The sequence below is a fragment of the Synechococcus sp. C9 genome, from assembly GCF_022984075.1.
Lineage (GTDB): Bacteria > Cyanobacteriota > Cyanobacteriia > Gloeomargaritales > Gloeomargaritaceae > Gloeomargarita.
Map to the genome: position 1 here is coordinate 1,835,117 of NZ_JALAAD010000001.1, position 18,996 is coordinate 1,854,112.

The following is an 18,996-nucleotide window of genomic DNA, read 5'->3' on the forward strand; positions in this document are numbered from 1 at the left end:
GTGGAAAGAAGTAAGATATAATAAAGAGGACGGGAGGCATTGAAACAATATTTCAAATAACGTAAGTATGCTGGCGGTATTCATCATCACTCTCCAAGTCTAATAGAGCGATTGCGTAAATTAAAAGCGGCTAATTTTAACCAATTTTGAATTTGCCTATCTCGTTCCTTTACTTGGCTATACTCCCAGATATGCTCCAGAAACGCACAGAGCTTTTGGTGGAAATCATTCTTTGCATCTTGGTTACCTTGGAATATATCCCGCCGTTCACAAAAAACAACTACCCACTTTGAGATGGCTTCTTGAATCGGCGCAGGATGTTGCTCCCAAATTTGTACGGCTTGTTCAAATAGAGACCCTTCCTCTTCCTCTAAATTATATTTCTTCCAGTCAAAGTCCAAAATGTCTTTCCATTTATCAAACGTCTCGAATTTACTCGTAGCCTGTAGCTGATTACCATTGGCGTAAAGTACCCGCACCTGCACGGCATCTTTTTTATTGCCCTGATCGTCTTCATGTTGCTTGGCTTGTTTTTCTGCTTCCCAAAGATTCTCTAAAGCAATCGCTAATGGTACGGATTGATGAGCAATCACAATACCAAAACTGATGGTTGCTGCTGAACCCATCGTAAATAAAGGACGCTTGCTCAATCCCTTGGGCAATGTTGACTTTTTCCATAGCCAGTAATTGCCCCGATTCTCAAATTCTCCGGCAGGGTCATCTTGTCCCCGAAAACACTGACGAATATCCCACAACCACTCATCCCATTCCCATAGATTGGTGTAAGCTAAAACATCATCCCCACCTCCATAAATCAGACGACCTGCATACCGCCGCTCTGTTAAATAAGGTACAAGTTGATTGGAAAAATCTAATAGCGCACGGCTCAAGGCATTGTGGGTGGATGGTCCCATGCGTTTTTTGATTTCTTGGTTCTTAACAAACTCACTAAATTGAGACCGAACCTCGGCAAGTTCTTGGGCATTAAACACATCACCAATTTGTTGTTCATGACCATCGGCAAGGTATTTTAATGGTGTGGGTAAATACTCATAGTATTTTTTCATTCTTGTACCCTTGAGCCATTCACTCATGCCGTCCCCATCGCCCGCCGCTAGCACGTACCAATTTGCTGGATTGACGCCGGGATAAAACTCCTTCAAAATTTGATTAATTTGATTTTGATACTCTTTTTTAATCACATCATCAACATCAGCATCTTCTACCAGCCAACCTGCATTTAACAAACGAGGATGATACTGAAATTTTCGTTGATGTTCATCTGCCCAAGGAATTCCCCATCTATTGTGCATATCTCGAATGACTTCATTGACCCAAGGATGTTCTTGCTGAATTGCTGCACAAGCACGTTCAAAATGTTCTCTCTCTCTTTGTCCATGCCTCTCTCTTTGTTCATGCGTTTTAAGGTAACCAGCAACACCACCGGTTAAATCGGGATAGGATGCAGCAATTTTTTCCTCTTCACAACCAGGGAAAAGTTTAGGCACAATTTTGTGCAAAACCCGCTTGACAGTTTCGGTGGCATTGAGCTGTTCCCGACCATCAAAAAGCCCTGCACTTCGTGCCCAATAGTGCTGGCTCTCTCCCTCTGTAATCCAGGAATCACCCGGAGAGGGATGCACCACTGAGCCGATACCAGAGATAGTGCTACGAGGACCAAAAGCTACAGGTAACTCCCAATCACGGGCATTTTTACAAGCCGCTTGTACCCTGCGGGTTTCATCCACCACTGCCGCCCACCAAGAACCGATATTCACTCCAGGCTTATATTGCCGACGTTCTTTAGTTTTAGGGTCAATGAAACTCGCACGCAAAAATGCCAGCTCTTTATCCAGAAATAGTCGCTGTTTATCAGTCAAGTGATAGGTTTGATTCTGAGAACATACCCATTGATCCTCATCAATAGACCCTTGAGAACGTAAAATTCCTGTATCTTTTAATAGATAGTTAGGATGACCCAACGGAACCGCCGCCCAGTAGTGTTGCCATTGATGTTCTAGCCAGCCTTGCCAAGTCAAGTCCGATTCATCCAGCCTACGTTGCATCCAATATCTCTCTCGTAAAAAGTTAAATGTTAATTTGCCTAAATGTAGCCACTCTTCCCGTAATGTTTGCTGAGCCATTTGCATAGCGGCTTTAACTTTGTCCTCCGGTAACAACACCATAATCACATTCGGAAATCCGGCTGTTAGCAATTTTTCCGCCGACGGTTTTTTAACTAAATCTGAGAAATCTGGGTACTTCTCTAGTAACCAATAATCAATCAAGGGCTGAGCATATAAACTCGGATAAAGTAAGCAGTCCGGCCCGTATTTTAGGGCTAATTTCCAGCAAATTCTGGCTGATAGATAATGCAATAACCAAGACCCTGCCCAAAAGTCCCGCATTTTGCGACTGGCTTTGATGAGTTCTTGGATGGGACTGAAGGTAAATGTAGCCAGATAGGGACGGGTTTTCTGAGGCTCAGTATATCCTGCCAAACATCCCGCTAGCGCCGAGGTAATACTTGCATGACTCCAAATAGAACCATCCGGTAAACGCGTTTCCGCAGGCATGAGCATTAAACTATCGTCATTAAATTCTCGGCAAATTGCCTCTGGAAAACACCGCCAAAACCACCAAAAGACCTGTGGATAATCATTTTCTTCTTGTTTGATCCAATCGGGAACGACTGATTCCTCTCGTTGCCGTAAATACTCGGCACGATTCCCAGCTCTGCTTAAATCCCTATGGTTATCAGGTTGTAATTCCCAAAAAATTGTTCCTGCTGATAATAAATGGGTTATTTCCAGTCCAGTTCCAAGTGTCAAACCCCGGTCAATCGTTTGGTAATCAATAGCAACAGGTAAATTGCCAATCGCTGAACGGTCACTAGCAGATGCAACCAAATCCGCATCACCAATATATTTTTGATAATCAGAAGCATCACTCGATTTGGGAGAAACCCAATCCTGCATAACCTGTAATAACCGCCAAACTCCTTCCCTTCCCCGACCCGAAGCATCATGGAGAGCTTTCAAGGCTGGGTCATGCAGTAGTCCCCATATTTTGGCTTGCCAGTAATGTTTTTGAGACATGGTTGCTCCTTTTGGTTTCATGTAGTTTTAGATTAACAGTGATTAGAATCAACCTCTTCCAATTGCGATGATTGCGTTAAAGAAGGGAAAAGGGATTGTAGGGTGCATACTAATTTTTCTTGGACAAATTTCTCTAAAGCCTGACTATTGAGTGGCGATTCATTCATCTGCACATGGGCAATATCATTACGGTATTGAGTTAATTGTGACCAAAAGTTTGCTAGAGCTTTAGCGTCTTTGACGTGGGAAGCAATAGGTTGTTTAAGAGTAGGATTTTGATAGTCAATCATTTTGCCAAGTTGCTTTTCCACTGCCTCACGATGCTCCCGTTCTAAGTATTTATCACGTCCATCTAATAAGCATAAGGCAGAAACGACCCACTCCCGTGCCATTAATAGTGCATGAACGGTAAATCGCTTTTCTACATACCACTGCAAAAGCAAAAATTGCTTGTATATTTCCTCTTTTTTATCTGCATTAGCATTAGATAGAGCCAATGGCGTATAGCTCTGGCGCACCTGTTCTAACATCAGACCAAATGGCTTAGAAAATACCCCAATTTCTTGTTCGAGTTCTGGCGTGGAATGCCTTATCAATTTTGGCAAATCTTCCTGAAGTAAATGCATAGGTCGTATCAATTCAATCGAACGAGAGACATTATGAATCGCTCGACCAAAATTTTGTAATTTAGTTGGTTTCTGCATATCCATTGCCAGTTTTTGAGGACGGTAGAAATCCTGCTGTACTGTATCTAACAAATTCCCCAAATCAACCGAAGAACCCGTAGTAATGAATTTGTCCGTAGCGGTGAGCCAATCTAGTAAGGACAGGGCTGGGGTTAGGTCAACAATTGGACTTTCAGATGCCTCGCCACGATAGAGACCATAGTATAAACCTTGAATTTCCACATTTTTCGCCTTGCGTAATAATGCTGCACCTAGAAGCACCAACACCGGAATCGAACGAAACGCATGGGTAATATCAAAGATAATCTGGTCTTGGGGATCAATACTGTCAACTAATATTTCAAAAATGCGCCAAATTGCCTCTTCTGTTTCAAGCGAAGGTATATGGCGGTCTTGTACCTGAACCGTTGGCGGCAAACAGGATTTCAGAGATTCCCAATGTTTTTGTCGGGCTTCGGAAGTGAGTAGAACGATTACCTTTTCAATGGGAAAGATTTGACAGAAGGCTTGGGCAACATAACAGGTTTTTGCCGCTTTTTGGTCAGCAAAGTGATAAATTGTCGGTCTGTAGTCACCTGTGCCGATGGTGGTTAAAAGGGTTTTGGTCATGGTACACCGTGCTACTTTTTAGGATTCAGGGAGATTGATGCCGTGTTCCCGCAATAAACGTAGGTAATGGTCAGCCCGTTGCCGTTCAATTTCAGCCTGTTCTTCGCCAGTTAATAACAGGTTCCCATCTTCGTCACACCACCGTAGCCATTCGACGGTAACACCTTCATATTTACCGTTCCACAAAGTTAGCCCCAATCCTACCTTGGGCATCCAATTGGACTCGTACGGAACAAACGCAGTACCCTCCCGTTCAAAAATGGTTAAGGACGCCCCCTGTAACTCGGTTAATTGATGTAAAGGATCATAGACAATGTAGTAACCGACTCCGGCATGGGCATAGTCTCTCAATTTGCGACCTAGCTCATGACCCTTGCGGTTCGAGACAATTTCAATGACCACATCCGGCGGTTTTCCCATTTCCCAAACAAAGTAGGTGCGGTCTTCTTTGCGCTCAAAATTTTCCGGGCAAGAAACTTCTAAACTCACCATCACATCCGGTACCAAAGGAGGTGCTTTGAGGGTGTAAAAAAGCCCCACATTCGCCGTAACTAAAAAAGGAACCCCTGGTTTGAAGGAGGCATACAGAGCCGAGGTCAACAGCCGTTGCAACTTTTCGGAGTAAAGACTATCCACAGGCTGATCATCCTCAATCACCACATCACTAATGTCAGGGCGGACAGGAATAACCGCAAGCTCTTCAGCAGGGGGCAGTGTCATAGCAATTATTACGGGGGATAATTTTATGATACTCTAAAAAAAACACCAGTGGGTACTTCTATCAAGTCGGAATATTATCAATTCAGAATATGTGGTCGCAGAGCGACGCTAACTTGGTTCTAAATAAGATTTGATTATGATTAAAATAATTTTTTTCTAAGTGCCAACAAATGCAGGCATCCTGATGCTTAATATTAATTTTAGTATTGTTTTTTAACGCCTGTATAGGTCGAGTTCCTGAATTGCTTCCTGACGCATTTGTTCTCGCAATTTTGAGGGAGCAATCACTTCGCCGTTGGGTCGCCAATCCCGCAAACGCATCGTTAAATCGGTATCACCCAGCCGCACCTGAGCTTGATAGTAGGCATCATTCGCAGAACGTTGTTGCAAAATCTGTTGAATGTATTGCCGTTCTGGGTGATTACGAATTAAGTATGGAATTCTTTGGTAAGGAATTCTCTGAAATGTTGGGTGTCGTTCGGTTCCGTCAATATAACGGCGGGCAAAGTCTGGCTTAAACCGTAAAATCATCAGGGCTTTTTCCAGATAAAAATCAGTTCCCCAAGCCTCATACCAAGCCATTTGTACCTGTTCGGGTGTAGGTAATTTTCTGCGTTCTCTTAAGTTTGATAAATCTGGCATGATTCGAGCATCTGACCAGTCTAAAACCTTAAGTTTTTTTGATGTAATTCGGTCGAGACGAAAGTTATACCAACCTAAAGACTGATTCGGTGTTGTGCCGTAAGCACTCAAATATTTGGCTCTACGGGCATAAAATAAACACACCGGATAGGTAATCATTGGTTGTTGACCGTTCTGGCGGGTATTGTAGATAAATTCGATGGGATTAATCTCTGGTTGTGACCATATTTCATTGAGTTGATATTGGAAGTCGTCCACTTGGTCTTGGGTATTGGGTGAAAAAATAAAATCCAAGTGAATAAAAATCCGTTGCTCTTGCTGGTTATTCTCTTGTAAATTAGCAAGTAACAAGGATATACGGGGGTCAACAAAGGCAATATCATTTAACACATTAAGGCTATAAATTAGAGATAGTGCTTCAGAGTTATGTCCACGGGGTAGTTGGGGTAAATTATCTAGGGATAAGCGCATAAATTTAGCATTGGGAAGGGATTTTAGCCAGCCACTTTCCACTAAATGAGGTAAGGTTTTGCGAAGGGTGCGATGGGAATGGTGAAAGGGTTTTTCTACCAAATATTCTTCCCAGATTGGTTCAGGTATCGCTAGGGCGTGGCGTAGTTCATCAGCAATCGGTTCCACCCAGTAGCTTAATGGGATATGACAAATACATTCTGCATCAGGACAGAGAATTTTTTGTCCCTGACTGGGGTCTTGCCGGGGATGGGCAGGTGATAGTAACCGATCCCGAATATCGGTGTAGGTGAATGCTTCGGGTAAATCACTCCAACCCTGGTCAGAATCGTCATAAAGTTTGTGCAAAAGTACCCATAATCGCACAGAAAAACTCAATCGCTCGGCTAAACGATGCCCGGATAACCAATCCAAAACTGAGACGCTTAACGGTAAGTCAAAAGTCATCCGTGTAACCCCTTATCGAGCTTGTCAATCACAAAAATATCATGCTCAAAATGACCAAAGATACGTTTTGCATCCAAGTCACTCCAGGCATCGCATTCATGGGTTGAGGGTGGACAGGGATTCTTCTTAAGTGCTTTGAAATCTAGGGATTTGGGGTTATAATTTTGGTTTGTTTCCAAACAACGACTCAGTTGATCTAGGCGTTCGTTAACGATTTTTTTCCGGTCTGGCGATAGGGAAGCAAATGTTTTTTGGAAGGTTTCTGAATAACGGATTTTTGGGCTAAGAGGTTCGAGCAACTGTTCACTATAATAGTCGTCTTTGCAACGGTTCCAGAGTAATTTACCCCACTCAGAAAGTTCGACTTCATCCCCAACTTGATAAAGCAATGTTTCAGGAATGGCACGACACATTTTGAGGGGCAGAGTTTCACCTTGGGCTAAGCGACGAAAGATAGATAAATTTTCACGAATAATGCCCTCTGGGTCAAGTTTTACGGGCAGACGGGGAATCCGCAACAATTCGCTGGAGCTTTGAAAAATATACACACATTCATCGGCGTAAAACATTCCCATCGCCTGCAAAAAGCCATTCACACTTTTGAACCCGCCTGTGAGATTGAATACAATTTTATAATTACTTTTTCGATACCCTGGTAAGGTATTTTCTGCCCATTCAACTAACTCACTCATTGCCAAACGAAAATTTTCCGTATTATTCACATTTAAGTATTCAGAAATGCTCGCAATTTGGACGCAACACCCATATTTTTCTAACCAGGATTGAATGATGCCCGCCGTCTTTTGCCCTTGATAGGTGGCAGTTGCTAATAAAAAATGTATGTCTGTTTTGGGAGGAATCTGCCCCTGATAATAACTTAAAATGCCATTTAACTCGGCACTCCATTTGCGTACTTTAGCAATACTAGCTTGCAGAATTTCTGACCGTCGCTGATCAATGTATTGTTCTAAAATTAATTGTTGTTCTGGGGTCAAATCTTGCTCTTGGCTATCTGCGGTTTTATTGAGCAGTTCTCTTATCTCACCATCGGCTTGGTTCGTAAGGGTACTGGTGCCGCAGGGGGAAATCATTACAGTATGAGACATGGTTTACCTGCCTTTTCAGTTCTATCATCATAACCAGAGTACAAAGGGTTAGAACCATATCCTTCCAGAAAACTTTATGATTCCCTCTAGATTACACATTTGGTAATGATGATGTCCTCGCCTACGGTCTGTTTGCATTGGCGCCCGGATGTGACCCAAACGGGTTTGGCGTGTCAGGTGGTGGAAATTGAATTGTTGCGACCAGATCGGCTGATGTTTCCGCAGGATTTGTTGGAGTTGCGCCTGCCGTCTGAGTTGGAACCCCGGCGGGGCGTGATTCTCACGGGACGTGCCCCGATTTGGCTGTACGGTTGGCTGGTTCATGCCTGCCATCACACCCGTTGGGTCGCCTGTTATGACCCACGCCTGGGGGCAGTGGTTGTGAGTACCCATCACCCGGAAGTGCGGCTGGGGGAGGTGCTGTGGCTCCAATCCCAAGGGCAACGGACTCGGCTGGCGGCGGCGGTGATGGTCGTGGGTCCCCCGAACAGCGGCAAAAGTCTCCTGAGTCATGCCCTGTTTCAAGCCCTACTGCCCACCTGCCCCGAAGTGTACCTGCAACGGGCGCACTGGGATGGGGAGGGCAATTGGTTCCTGGAAATCCCCGACCCACAGCAGGGGCAAGCCCTCAAACAACAGTATCGGGGAACCGAAACACGGGAGTTTTTCCCAGTTCAAGCCCAAGCGATTCTCAATTTACGGCGGCAAAAACAACTGGTAATTGTGGATGTGGGGGGTAAGGTTGACCCAGCCAAACAACCGATTCTGGAAGCCTGCACCCACTATCTCATCGTTAGCTGTGAACCCCAAGCCATCCCCATTTGGCATGAATTTTGTGCGGAACGGGGCAATTTACAACTGCTGGGCATTGTCCATACCTACCTGGGCAAAGGTCAACGGGTGCGCCAGGAACTTCCCTATGTGGAAATCGAGTTGGGAATGCCCCTCGATACGGTGCCATCGCTCCTGTTCAACGTGATCCGCAATCTGGCTCTGCCCATGAAATTAGAAGGGTATATTTCCAATTAGAGGTATAAAGGGATTGTGGTAATCGTTTTATTGAGGAGGAACTATGAATGCGGTCGCAAAAGTGGGATGGTGGGGTGGTGCGCTGTTGCTGACCCTGTGGACAAGACAAGTGGTGTTTGGGCTGTTGCCGGTAGCAGTTCTTTTCCAGCGGCGGCAATGGCAACAAATTCACCATATTGTTGACCAAAAGATTGCTCAAGAATTGGGAACCAATCAGCATTTAATGACCCAATTGGCTGACCAAATTCACGGGTTACAAATCCAAGTGAATGATTTAACTACCAATGGTCATAGCTCTGCGGCAATTCGGCAGAATACTGTCCCGATTATTCAGCAAATTCATTTGATTCAGCAACGATTGCACCAAATGGAAGTGACAACAACGCCCCAAGTGCAACAGTTAAACAACCAAATGATGCAATTACACGCTCAAGTGGATATGCTGGCGCAGGGGATGATTCCTCGGCAGGGTGTGGGCGTATTTATTGATGGGGCAAATCTCCACGCCAGTGCCCGCCAAATGGGAGTGGATTTGGACTACGCTCAACTGCTTCCCCGTTTATTACCTAAGAATACCCCCGCCAGTGCCATTCACTTTTACAGCGGTTATGACCGGAATAATTTACAACAACGGCGCTTGCATCGGGATTTAGAACAAATGGGGGTGCAACTGCATCTAAAAGAAGTCACGCAATTTGCCAACGGCGCTACCAAAGCCAATTTGGATGGGCAAATAATTGTGGATTTGCTAATCAATACCTTTGCCCATGTGATTCTGATGAGTGGGGATGGGGACTTTGTGCCTGCTTTGGATCATTTACACCGGCAAGGGGTACAAATTACGGTGGCGGCTTTTGGGAAAAATACCAATCAAGAGTTACAGCAAAAATTCCCCTTCCGGGATTTAGCCAAATGTTGCCCAACTGCTGGCAAAGTCATTCCGTTACCGGCAAAACAAACCCGCAAATACGCTCATTCATGAGGTGGTCATCATGCTCAGTTCTCGTTTTTCCCAAGCCTTGGTTTATGCCCATGAATTGCATCAAAATCAGGTGCGAAAAGGCACTTCCATTCCCTACATCAGTCATTTGATGGCTGTGAGTGCGATTGCCCTAGAGCATGGGGCGAATGAAGACCAGGCGATTGCCGCTCTTTTGCACGATAGTTTAGAGGATGCTCCCCAATATAGCGGTCGTTCTCGCTGTATAATTGAACAGGAAATTGCCAATCAATTTGGCACACAGGTATTAGAAATTGTAAGGAATTGCACGGATACCAATAGTGAGGGGGAAAAAGAGGATTGGTGGGGAAGAAAAAAGGCTTATCTTCAACATTTAGAAGCGATGGATGATGCGGTTTTGCTCGTATCGAATGCGGATAAATTGCACAATGCCCAATGTATTTGGCGGGATTATCAAAACTTGGGAGAAACCCTTTGGTCACGATTTACGGCTGGCAAAACGGGCACACTATGGTATTACCAAAATTTGGCAGAACTATTCAACCGCCGCCGCCCGTCCCAACTGGCAACCGATTTGCAAAAAGTTGTGAACCAGTTAACCGATGCTTTGCCTGAATGATGTTAGGAGTGTAACTAACACTATCACATAGATAGATATGAAACACGCTGTAATTTGGTTACTCCGAAATAATTTATACTGCATCTGATGGAGTGGGGTTATTTTGGCACAACTGCTGGAGGGTTTCCCAGAATTGGGGATAGGAAATCTGGACACAACCCGCAGGGGCAAGGCGGGAGGCTCCCTGGGCACGGAGTGCGGCAATTGCCAACGCCATCGCAATCCGATGGTCATCATAGGTCTGCAATTCCGTACCCATTAAAGACTGGGAACCGCCGTGAATCGTCAAACCATCCGGGTGTTCCTCCACCATGACCCCCAGCCGGGTGAGTTGGGTCGCCATCGCCGTTAGCCGGTCGCTCTCTTTCACCCGCAGTTCAGCGGCATCCCGGATCACGGTTTTTCCCTGGGCAAAAGCCGCCGCCACCGTCAGAATGGGAATTTCATCGATCAAACGGGGGATCAACGCTCCGCCCACCGCTACGCCTTCCAGGGCACTGTACTGCACCCGTATATCCGCCAGGGGTTCCCCCGCCACCATACGTTGATTGTGACAGGTGATCTGGGCACCCATCGCCTCGAGGACTTCTAAAATGCCGGTGCGACTGGGATTGACCCCCACATTGGTGAGTAGAATATCCGCCCCCGGTGTAATGGCTCCCGCCACCAGCCAAAACGCCGCCGAACTCATATCCCCCGGTACAACCACCGACTGCCCCCGCAGGACGGCTCCCCCTTGTAAGGTTACCGTGCCATGTTCCCAGGTGATGTCCGCCCCGAAGGCACGCAACATCCGCTCCGTGTGATCCCGGGAGGGTGCCGGTTCCCGCACCTGGGTGATGCCATCACAGCCCAAACCCGCCAGGAGAATGGCTGATTTCACCTGCGCCGAAGCGATGGGACTGTCGTAGGCAATGGGTTTTAGCACCTGACCCTGTACGGCTAAAGGTGCCCGGGTGCCCCCTTGACGTCCCCAAATCTCTGCCCCCATCTGACGCAAGGGCGTGACCACCCGTTGCATGGGGCGACCCCGCAGGGAATCATCCCCAGTCAGACAAAAAAATTGCCCCGCCCGCCCCGCCAGGAGTCCCAACAGCAGGCGCATGGTGGTGCCCGAATTGCCGCAATCCAATACCTGCAACGGTTCCCGCCACTCCCCTGGTTGTACCAGCACCGGGTCAGCCGTCAGGGGGGAAATCTCATGCCCCAAATCCCGCAAACACTGCGCCGTACTCTGGGGGTCCGCACTGGGTAAGATGCCGGTAATGGTGGTGGTTCCCTGCGCCAAACAGCCCAGCATCAACGCCCGGTGGGAAATGGATTTATCCCCCGGCACCGCCACGGTTCCCCGCAAGGTCAGGTCAGAGGAGGGGTTAATCTGTACCCACTGCGGGGTGAGTTGGATCGGGGCAGGCATGGGCGGGTTCCCCTCAGGAGGGTTCGGCAACCGATGCCGGGGCGGGTTCGGGTTCGCTCGCCTGTGCCAGTTGATCCCGTACTTGCTCAATGGTTTCGTTGAGTTGGCTAATTTTTTCCTCCAGGTTTTGCCGCAGGTTCGCCGTGCCCACCCCGGACTTGACCCCCTTGGGACGGGATTCGCCACTCATGCGATTGGCAATGATCACCCCCAAGACACCGCCAATCACCCCGCCCAGGAGGGTGCCCACCACCAACCCTTTGCTAAATCCATCGCCACGGGGTTCCATGCCATCGCCTCCCATCACTAATACCAGTTTACATGGCTTGCATGGCTTTATCCGCCCTCGGTACCAAAACTCCGATCCCCCGCATCCCCCAGCCCCGGTACAATAAACCCCATTTCATTGAGGGTTTCGTCAATCCCGGCGGTGTAAATCTGCACCTGCGGGTACTGGCTGGTGATTTTTTGCAGGGCAGGCGGCGCCGCAATCACCGCTACCACCCGAATATGCGCCGGTTGTGCCCCCCGTGCCACCAGGGCTTCCAGGGCGGACATCACCGTGCCCCCGGTTGCCAACATGGGGTCAAGCACCAGCACCCGGGTCTGGGGGTCGAGTTGGGCGGGCAATTTATTTAGGTAAACCGTCGGTTCTAAGGTTGTTTCATCCCGCACCACCCCAAAGTGATACACCCGTGCCAGGGGTAAAAGATTTTGGCTCCCCTCCAACAGGGTCAACCCCGCCCGCAAAATCGGCACCAACACCACCGGCACCGTTGGGTCAATAAATGTAGCCACCGCCGTTGCCAAGGGGGTTTCCACCGTCGTCGCCGTCAGGGGCAACCAATCCCGCCGCACCGCCTCGTAGGTCAACCAACGCCCCAACTCACTCAGGGCTGGACGGAACAACGCCCCCGGGGTATGGCGATCCCGCACTACCCCCAACCAGTGCTGAATCAGGGGATGGGGGGGCACATAAACCGTCGCTCGCAGGGTCACAGGGGTAGGAAATACAGGGCTAAAAACATTATCCCCCAGGCGGTACAATCAATTCGCAAGCCATTAGGAGCGCAGACCGGGTGAATCGCCAGCGACGCTTACCGGCGGAATGGGAACCCCATCAGGCCACCTGGTTCTCCTGGCCCCACAACCGGGACACCTGGCCGCAACGGTTAACCTCAGCCACAGCGGCACTGGCTGAAGCAGTCAAGTATCTCAGTGGTGATGAAACGGTACATATTAACGTCCTGGATGCCCAACACGCCGAACAGGTGCGGGCACAGGTGGGAGAAAGTGATAACATTATACTGCATATTGTCCCCACTAACGATGCCTGGTGTCGGGATCACGGGGCAATTTTCATCCAGGAACAAACGGCGCAGGGCTGGGCATTGGTGGCGACCCATTGGCAGTACAACGCCTGGGGGGAAAAATACCCGCCTTGGGGGTGGGATCAACGGGTGGGACGGGCGATGGCGGAGATTCTACAGGTTCCCTGTGTTTCGTTAACGCCGGTGTTGGAGGGCGGGGCGATTGAATCCAATGGGGCGGGGATGTTATTGGCTTCCCACGATTGCCTGCTCCATCCCCGGCGCAATCCCGGTTTGACGACTCAAGATTGGGAGGGCTATTTCCGGGATTATTTCGGAGCAGAGCGGGTGATTTGGTTAAATGCCGAGATTCAAGGGGATGACACGGACGGCCATGTGGATGTGACCACCCGGTTTGTCGCTCCCGATACCCTGGTGGTGGCCCTGGAGACGAACCCGGATGACCCGAATTACCCCTCCCTGCGGGCGAATTGGGAACGGTTGCAATCCCTAGCACCGGCATGGCACTTAACCCTGATTCCCCTGCCCATGCCCCAGCCGGTCATCCACCAGGGGCAACGGCTCCCCGCCAGTTACGCCAATTTTTACATCGGCAATCGGGTGGTGCTATTACCGATGTTTCATGACCCCCAGGATGAGGTGGCTCGGGCAATTCTGCAAAAATTATTTCCCGAACGGCGGGTGGTGGGGATTGACAGCCGGGGCATTATCGAGGGGCTAGGGGGCTTGCACTGCCTGACCCAACCGGTACCGGCGGTTTAGTTCATGACCCGGCCATCGGGCATGGTGGCACCCCTGAGGTTGGCACCCGTGAGATTGGCACCGCCGATGTCGGCCTTGAGCAGATTGGCTTGGCTTAAATCCGCATCCCGCAGGTCGGCCTTGGTGAGGTAGGCTTCGTGGAAGACAGCCTGTACCAATTGCGCCTGCCGCAGGACTGCCAAGCTCAAGTCCGCCCGGGTAAGTTTCGCCTCGTGCATCTGGCACCGCAGGAAGACAGCTTTACTGGCTTTCGCTTCGGTGAGGTTGGCTTGGGTGAGCCGGGCATCGGTCAAATCCGCTTCCATCAGCACCGCCCGCACCATTTGCGCCTGGTGGAGTTGGGCACGGTTCAAAATGGCTTCGCTCAAGTCCGCATCGTTGAGGTTGGCCTCATGCAAAATGGCGTTGCTCAGGTTGGCATTGGCCAGGTTGCTGTGCAGTAATTTCGCCCCCTTGAGGTTGGCCCGGCGCAGGTCTGCCCAGGCGAGGTCGGCCCCTTGCAAATCCGCCCCCTGCAAATCCGCCCCTTGTAAATCCGCCCGCCGCAGGTTCACCCGGTCGCCCCCTTTGCGTGGGGAACTTAAATTGGCCTGGCGCAAACAGGCACCCCGCAGGTTCGCACTGGAGAGATTGGCACCCCGCAGGTCGGCTTCCACCAGGCTGGCATCCAGGAAATTGGCAAAAATGCCGTTGGTGCGGGAGAGGTTGGCCCGGTAAAGGACACTGCCGTGGAGTTGGGCCGTATTCAGGTCCGTGCCTGCCAGGTTGGCTTGGGCGAGATAGGCACCGCTGAGGTTGGCGTTATTCAGTTTGGCTCCCTGTAAATTCACCCGGCTCAGGTAGGCAAAGACCAGTTCCGCCCCGTGCAGGTCACACCGGGACAGGTTGATATTGATCAAATCCGCCTGGTTGAGGCGAATCCCCCGCAGGTCCTCCCCGGAAAAATCATTTTTCCCCTCGCTGTAGCTTTGCAGGAGTTCCGCCGCATCCATCCCTACTGCCCTCGCTCTTCTAAACGCTGGAGAATTTGGGCAAACCGGTCGGCCATGTCCTGCACCTGGGTGACAAATTGCTTCAGGTAACGGTAGCGGGTGGCGGGGGGCAAATGGCGGGTGGCGGTTTCCAAATCCGCTTCTAAATTCCGAAACACCTGTTCCATATCCCCAATCACCTGATGCACCGCCGTGGAGACCAACCGCCGCAGTTCCGCCTCAATCGAAAGTTCCTGCAATTCCCGCTGAAATAGGTCGCTCACCCGGGCCACCCCCGGTTCTGGCATGGCTGGTTCGGGAATATCGGGAATGTCTGCAATGTCTGCCACTACCGGCTCGATGGGGGGGGACTCCGGCTCGGGTACAGTTCCCATTGGTTCCACAGCCACCACTTCCGGCTCCGGGCCAACGACGACCACCGCCTCGACCGCTTCCCCAGCCGGGGGCGACCAGTTGGGCACCTCCGCATCCGAGAGGGTTTGGAGTTTGTGCAACCGTTGGTACACCGGTTTTAGCACTTCCAACAACGTGCCCACCACCTGTTGGTACTCCTCCGGTTCCTCCAACTGCGGGGCGATGGTTTCCAGGCGTTGACAGAGTTCCCCATAGTCGGGACAGGCCAGGAGTAAATCCGGGAGCAGGCGTTCCAGTTCCAGCCCCTTGACCGTCAACCAAGGTGCAGTGGGGGTCACGTCCCCTTGACGCAGGGCCCGGGCGATGAGGATTTTGATCCGCAGGGGGTTGGTGCGATTCACCAGTTCCAGCCGCAAATCAAACCACTCCTGGGGCGGCAAAACCGAGGTCTGGGGGCGGGGGGTTTGGGTGCGAAACCACTCGGTCGGGTCCTCATCCGGGTAAAGGGCGGCAATCGAACGCAAAATCGTTTCCGCCACCGGCAGGTATTCCACGGGTTTATTCAAACTGCGTACCAGATTTTCCAAAGTGGGGCGCAATTCCCGCATGGTGGGACGCACCTCCAAGGTCTGGGCGACCAAATCCCGCAGGTCAATCGCCGCCAAACGGTCAGGATTGGTTTCCCAAGTGCCGGTACAGGTAAAAATCAACAGTTTTTTGATCCGCAGGTAATGCGGACTCTGCTCCAGTTGGGCACTGACACTGGCAATGGTTGGCGCCTCGGCAAGAGTCATGGGTGAATTTCCTAACCATCCCTAATCTACACCGGGGCTGGAGCCAATGACTGCTTTTATTGGGAATGGCGTTGTTGTAATTTCTGCCGTCCCTGCTGTACCCGTTGCAGGTTTTCCCCCAATACCTGCTCCAAAAGGGTAAGTACTTGGTTGGCGTAGGTTTCCGCCCCCTGGATCAACCGTTGCCGCTCCGCCTCCGTTTGTTGGCGCAGTTGGGCGAGTTCCGCCTCGGTTTGCTGGCGTAAATGGTGCAGTTCCGCCACCGTATTTTGCCGGAGGGCGGCGCATTCCTGCTGGACCTGTCCCCGCAATCGCTGGGCTTCCTGTTGCGCCTGTTGGGTCAAAAGATGCTGGTCAAGGATGCGGGCGGCCTGCTGTTCCGCACTCAAGACGATCTGCTGGGCTTGGGTCTGGGCGTGGCGCAAAATCTCCTCCCGCCGTTGCAGTACCTGTTCCGCCTCCAACACCATCGCCGGTAACTGGTGCCGCAGGTGGTCCAATTGGGCGAAAATCATTTGCTCATTCACCAACACCCGGCCACTCAGGGGCACCCGGGGGCTATCTGCCACCAGGATTTCCTCCAGGCGGTCCAATTCCTGACGCAGGTGCAAAATCGCTAGTTGGGTCACATCATTCACGGGGGACGGGGAAAGCATCGTGTATCTCCGCAACGAGGGATGGGGGAACCAAATGGTCAACATGGCCGCCGAAGCGGGCAATTTCCTTGACCAAACTGCTACTTAAAAAACTGTACTCGGTGGTGGTGGTGAGGAACACGGTTTCAATCTGGGGAGCCAAACTGCGGTTGGTGTGGGCCATTTGTAGTTCATACTCAAAATCCGACAACACCCGCAGACCTCGGAGGATCACCTGCGCCTGACAGCGTTGGGCATAGGCCACGGTCAACCCATCGAAACTGTCCACCTTCACATTCGCCAAATGCGCCGTCGCCTGCCGAATCTGTTGCACCCGCTGTGCCACGGAAAACAGGGGCACCTTGCTGGGATTGGCCAAGACCGCCACAATCACCTGGGCAAACAGGCGACTACCCCGCTCAATGATGTCGAGATGACCAAGGGTAATCGGGTCAAAACTGCCCGGATAGACCGCAACGACCACAAATCCTACAAAAATACTGCGCTTAGCATAACATCTTACCCCCGGCAATACCAGTACAATTTTCTAAAAAAATCCTGCCCTCCCCCTGGGATAGGTGGGGATTAGGTAGGCAATGGCAGGGAACCACATCCGCCTACAAATTATCCGGCAGTCTGCCCCATAAACCGGCCATAAAGTGCAAGGAGAGACGGCGAAGCCCCCCCACCCTCTGCATCAGTCGCAACCCTGCCGCCCGGATGGACACCAACGGCCACCAGCCCTGGGAAAACACCCGGTTCAAACTATCAATAAACATCAGGGAAAGGAGCACCTGCGGCCATCGCCAGCGTTCATACTGATGCAGGACTTTTAACTGACCAATATCTTCACCCCGTTGGTGCGCCAAAACCAAAACCTCCCCCAGGGTCGCCGCATCCCGCAGACCCAAATTCAACCCCTGCCCTCCCACCGGATGACACCCATGCGCCGCATCCCCCACCAGGGCCAACCGGGGTTTGACATAACGGCTCGCCTGCCGCCAACCCACCGGGAAGCACCGCCGTTCCCCCGCCAAGACCATCTGCTCAAACGGCCCATAGGGAACCAACTGCGCCAAAAATTCCGCTACCGGAACCGCCACCAAACCCGCCGCCTGGGCATGGGGCAACGTCCAGACTATCCCCCACCGCCCCTGGGGCAAAGGCAAAAATGCCAGGGGTCCAGACGGCCAAAATCGCTCGTAGGCCACCGGGTCAGCGTTCGCCTGGATCACCGTCGTCAGACAGGATTGCCCATACCGCCAGCCCCACGTGCCGATCCCCGCCTGTTGTCGCACCTGGGAAGCCGCCCCATCCGCCCCCACGATCAAGCCCACGGTCACGGACAGGGACTGATCCGCCCGTTGCATACGGACTGTAACCTCTGTCGGCGCCGAATGAAAATCAACCAACTGGGTGGCATCCCAATAAGTAACGGTGGGAATGTGGGTCACGAACTCCCGCACCACCGGCCAGACCGTACCATGCTCCGCCACATACCCCAGAGCGTGCTTCCTGCCCAAATCCGCTGGCGTAAAGACAACCGCATGACGACCCTGATCCGATAAATCAATCCGGTTGTAGGACTGCACCCAGGGAACCAGCCGTGACCACAGCCCCACACTTTCCCAGATCATCTGCGTTAGGGGCATCAGGGCATAAACACGAGCCGGGGCCCCCGCCATCCCCCCTTGTGCCTCAATGACCAAAACCCGCAAGCCATTTTGCCCCAACCAAGCCGCCAGGGTCAGCCCGACCAGGGAACCACCCACAATCAGTACATCGTAATCCCAATTTTTATGAGTGTGATCTAGCCCCGTCATAGTGCTGACCGGATATTAACGAAGTTTCTTAATATAAATAATTATGACAGAATCAGCAGGAAATGCGGAGAATGATTGCCCTAGCGACTGCTGTGAATGCGGCAGGCCACCAGTTGTTCCTCCAGGGTAGCGATCCGGCTGTAGGCCGCCGTCAACTGGGCCATCAACCGCTGAATCTGCATTTCCGGGGGCAAATCCTGCCCGTCTTGGGCGTAGTTTTGTTGGGGTAGGGACTCGACCAAAATATCCCGATGCTCAGACATTCCCCCTAGATAATTGGTCTGCGGGGCGGACGGCGCCGGATGGTGTGCCAAGTCCAGGGAATTTAACAGTTCTAAGCGGAACCGTTCGATGAGTCCCTCCAAGGCTTCAACTTTTTGGCTGAGTTGTTCCAGTTGCGCTTCTAGGTGCCCTTGCATGGCAAACCCTCATATTAGGCTTGAATTTATCCTAGGCACTCATCCCCAAAATTCCCTCAGAATCACGGAATCATTTAACCT

The 18,996-nt window shown here is 51.0% G+C and carries 18 protein-coding genes; 4 read left to right on the forward strand and 14 right to left on the reverse strand.

Annotated features, from left to right (window positions below; all coding sequences use genetic code 11):
* Window positions 1–86: 86 nt before the first annotated feature.
* The 5 genes from MLD66_RS08985 to MLD66_RS09005 form a co-directional block, all read right to left on the reverse strand.
* Window positions 87–3,098 (reverse strand): type III-B CRISPR-associated protein Cas10/Cmr2, encoded by a 3,012-nt coding sequence (locus MLD66_RS08985; RefSeq protein WP_247217111.1) that lies wholly within the window; start codon window positions 3,096–3,098, stop codon window positions 87–89.
* A 32-nt stretch (window positions 3,099–3,130) separates the two neighbouring features.
* Window positions 3,131–4,393 (reverse strand): TIGR02221 family CRISPR-associated protein, encoded by a 1,263-nt coding sequence (gene csx2 / locus MLD66_RS08990; protein WP_247217113.1) that lies wholly within the window; start codon window positions 4,391–4,393, stop codon window positions 3,131–3,133.
* A gap of 18 nt (window positions 4,394–4,411) precedes the next feature.
* A complete protein-coding gene (locus MLD66_RS08995) occupies window positions 4,412–5,113 on the reverse strand; it encodes a Uma2 family endonuclease (RefSeq protein ID WP_247217115.1) in 702 nt (233 codons plus the stop codon).
* Window positions 5,114–5,326: 213 nt separating this feature from the next.
* Complete coding sequence (locus MLD66_RS09000; protein WP_247217116.1) at window positions 5,327–6,394, reverse strand: TIGR03985 family CRISPR-associated protein; 1,068 nt, start codon at window positions 6,392–6,394, stop codon at window positions 5,327–5,329.
* Between the two features lie 275 nt (window positions 6,395–6,669).
* Complete coding sequence (locus tag MLD66_RS09005; RefSeq protein ID WP_247217117.1) at window positions 6,670–7,668, reverse strand: hypothetical protein; 999 nt, start codon at window positions 7,666–7,668, stop codon at window positions 6,670–6,672.
* Window positions 7,669–7,884: 216 nt separating this feature from the next.
* Between MLD66_RS09005 and crn3 the strand changes: the two genes are divergently transcribed.
* The 3 genes from crn3 to MLD66_RS09020 are packed head-to-tail and all read left to right on the forward strand — an operon-like array spanning window position 7,885 to window position 10,388.
* Window positions 7,885–8,808, forward strand: a complete 924-nt coding sequence (gene crn3 / locus MLD66_RS09010) for a CRISPR-associated ring nuclease Crn3/Csx3 (RefSeq protein WP_247217118.1) — start codon at window positions 7,885–7,887, stop codon at window positions 8,806–8,808.
* 43 nt (window positions 8,809–8,851) lie between these two features.
* Window positions 8,852–9,790, forward strand: coding sequence for an NYN domain-containing protein (locus tag MLD66_RS09015; RefSeq protein WP_247217119.1), 939 nt, complete (start codon window positions 8,852–8,854; stop codon window positions 9,788–9,790).
* Window positions 9,791–9,800: 10 nt separating this feature from the next.
* The gene (locus tag MLD66_RS09020; RefSeq protein ID WP_247217120.1) at window positions 9,801–10,388 is read left to right on the forward strand and encodes an HD domain-containing protein; all 588 of its coding nucleotides are present in this window, start codon (window positions 9,801–9,803) and stop codon (window positions 10,386–10,388) included.
* Window positions 10,389–10,461: 73 nt separating this feature from the next.
* Here the strand turns inward: MLD66_RS09020 and aroA are convergent, their stop codons facing one another.
* From aroA to upp, 3 genes are read right to left on the reverse strand one after another with little or no spacing between them, the layout of a single operon-like run.
* Window positions 10,462–11,805 (reverse strand): 3-phosphoshikimate 1-carboxyvinyltransferase, encoded by a 1,344-nt coding sequence (gene aroA, locus MLD66_RS09025; RefSeq protein WP_247217121.1) that lies wholly within the window; start codon window positions 11,803–11,805, stop codon window positions 10,462–10,464.
* A gap of 13 nt (window positions 11,806–11,818) precedes the next feature.
* A complete protein-coding gene (locus MLD66_RS09030; RefSeq protein WP_247217122.1) occupies window positions 11,819–12,094 on the reverse strand; it encodes a hypothetical protein in 276 nt (91 codons plus the stop codon).
* Window positions 12,095–12,141: 47 nt separating this feature from the next.
* Window positions 12,142–12,804, reverse strand: a complete 663-nt coding sequence (upp, locus tag MLD66_RS09035) for a uracil phosphoribosyltransferase (protein WP_247217124.1) — start codon at window positions 12,802–12,804, stop codon at window positions 12,142–12,144.
* Between the two features lie 80 nt (window positions 12,805–12,884).
* Between upp and MLD66_RS09040 the strand changes: the two genes are divergently transcribed.
* The gene (locus MLD66_RS09040) at window positions 12,885–13,898 is read left to right on the forward strand and encodes an agmatine deiminase family protein (protein ID WP_247217126.1); all 1,014 of its coding nucleotides are present in this window, start codon (window positions 12,885–12,887) and stop codon (window positions 13,896–13,898) included.
* Here MLD66_RS09040 and MLD66_RS09045 read toward each other — a convergent pair.
* The 6 genes from MLD66_RS09045 to MLD66_RS09070 all read right to left on the reverse strand — a co-directional run bounded on the left by MLD66_RS09045 (window position 13,895) and on the right by MLD66_RS09070 (window position 18,915).
* Window positions 13,895–14,890 carry a pentapeptide repeat-containing protein gene (locus MLD66_RS09045; protein WP_247217128.1) on the reverse strand — a complete coding sequence of 332 codons (996 nt, stop codon included), beginning with the start codon at window positions 14,888–14,890 and terminating at the stop codon, window positions 13,895–13,897. The genes MLD66_RS09040 and MLD66_RS09045 overlap by 4 nt on opposite strands.
* A 2-nt stretch (window positions 14,891–14,892) precedes the next feature.
* Entirely contained in the window at window positions 14,893–16,038 is a 1,146-nt protein-coding gene (locus MLD66_RS09050; protein ID WP_247217130.1) for a hypothetical protein, read from the reverse strand.
* A gap of 56 nt (window positions 16,039–16,094) precedes the next feature.
* Window positions 16,095–16,694, reverse strand: a complete 600-nt coding sequence (locus MLD66_RS09055) for a hypothetical protein (RefSeq protein WP_247217133.1) — start codon at window positions 16,692–16,694, stop codon at window positions 16,095–16,097.
* Window positions 16,669–17,157, reverse strand: coding sequence for a pantetheine-phosphate adenylyltransferase (gene coaD, locus MLD66_RS09060; RefSeq protein WP_247217135.1), 489 nt, complete (start codon window positions 17,155–17,157; stop codon window positions 16,669–16,671). The genes MLD66_RS09055 and coaD overlap by 26 nt, the downstream gene beginning before the upstream one ends.
* Before the next feature lie 133 nt (window positions 17,158–17,290).
* Complete coding sequence (locus MLD66_RS09065) at window positions 17,291–18,496, reverse strand: FAD-dependent monooxygenase (protein ID WP_247217138.1); 1,206 nt, start codon at window positions 18,494–18,496, stop codon at window positions 17,291–17,293.
* An 80-nt stretch (window positions 18,497–18,576) separates the two neighbouring features.
* Entirely contained in the window at window positions 18,577–18,915 is a 339-nt protein-coding gene (locus MLD66_RS09070) for a hypothetical protein (RefSeq protein ID WP_247217139.1), read from the reverse strand.
* Window positions 18,916–18,996: the final 81 nt, after the last annotated feature.

Bases quoted from the DNA above. Each gene is read 5' to 3' on its own strand.
- MLD66_RS08985 (WP_247217111.1), bottom strand. From the start codon at position 3,098: ATGTCTCAAAAACATTACTGGCAAGCCAAAATATGGGGACTACTGCAT.
- csx2 (WP_247217113.1), bottom strand. From the start codon at position 4,393: ATGACCAAAACCCTTTTAACCACCATCGGCACAGGTGACTACAGACCG.
- MLD66_RS08995 (WP_247217115.1), bottom strand. From the start codon at position 5,113: ATGACACTGCCCCCTGCTGAAGAGCTTGCGGTTATTCCTGTCCGCCCT.
- crn3 (WP_247217118.1), top strand. From the start codon at position 7,885: ATGATGATGTCCTCGCCTACGGTCTGTTTGCATTGGCGCCCGGATGTG.
- MLD66_RS09015 (WP_247217119.1), top strand. From the start codon at position 8,852: ATGAATGCGGTCGCAAAAGTGGGATGGTGGGGTGGTGCGCTGTTGCTG.
- MLD66_RS09020 (WP_247217120.1), top strand. From the start codon at position 9,801: ATGCTCAGTTCTCGTTTTTCCCAAGCCTTGGTTTATGCCCATGAATTG.
- aroA (WP_247217121.1), bottom strand. From the start codon at position 11,805: ATGCCTGCCCCGATCCAACTCACCCCGCAGTGGGTACAGATTAACCCC.
- MLD66_RS09030 (WP_247217122.1), bottom strand. From the start codon at position 12,094: ATGGAACCCCGTGGCGATGGATTTAGCAAAGGGTTGGTGGTGGGCACC.
- MLD66_RS09045 (WP_247217128.1), bottom strand. From the start codon at position 14,890: ATGGATGCGGCGGAACTCCTGCAAAGCTACAGCGAGGGGAAAAATGAT.
- MLD66_RS09050 (WP_247217130.1), bottom strand. From the start codon at position 16,038: ATGACTCTTGCCGAGGCGCCAACCATTGCCAGTGTCAGTGCCCAACTG.
- MLD66_RS09055 (WP_247217133.1), bottom strand. From the start codon at position 16,694: ATGCTTTCCCCGTCCCCCGTGAATGATGTGACCCAACTAGCGATTTTG.
- MLD66_RS09065 (WP_247217138.1), bottom strand. From the start codon at position 18,496: ATGACGGGGCTAGATCACACTCATAAAAATTGGGATTACGATGTACTG.
- MLD66_RS09070 (WP_247217139.1), bottom strand. From the start codon at position 18,915: ATGCAAGGGCACCTAGAAGCGCAACTGGAACAACTCAGCCAAAAAGTT.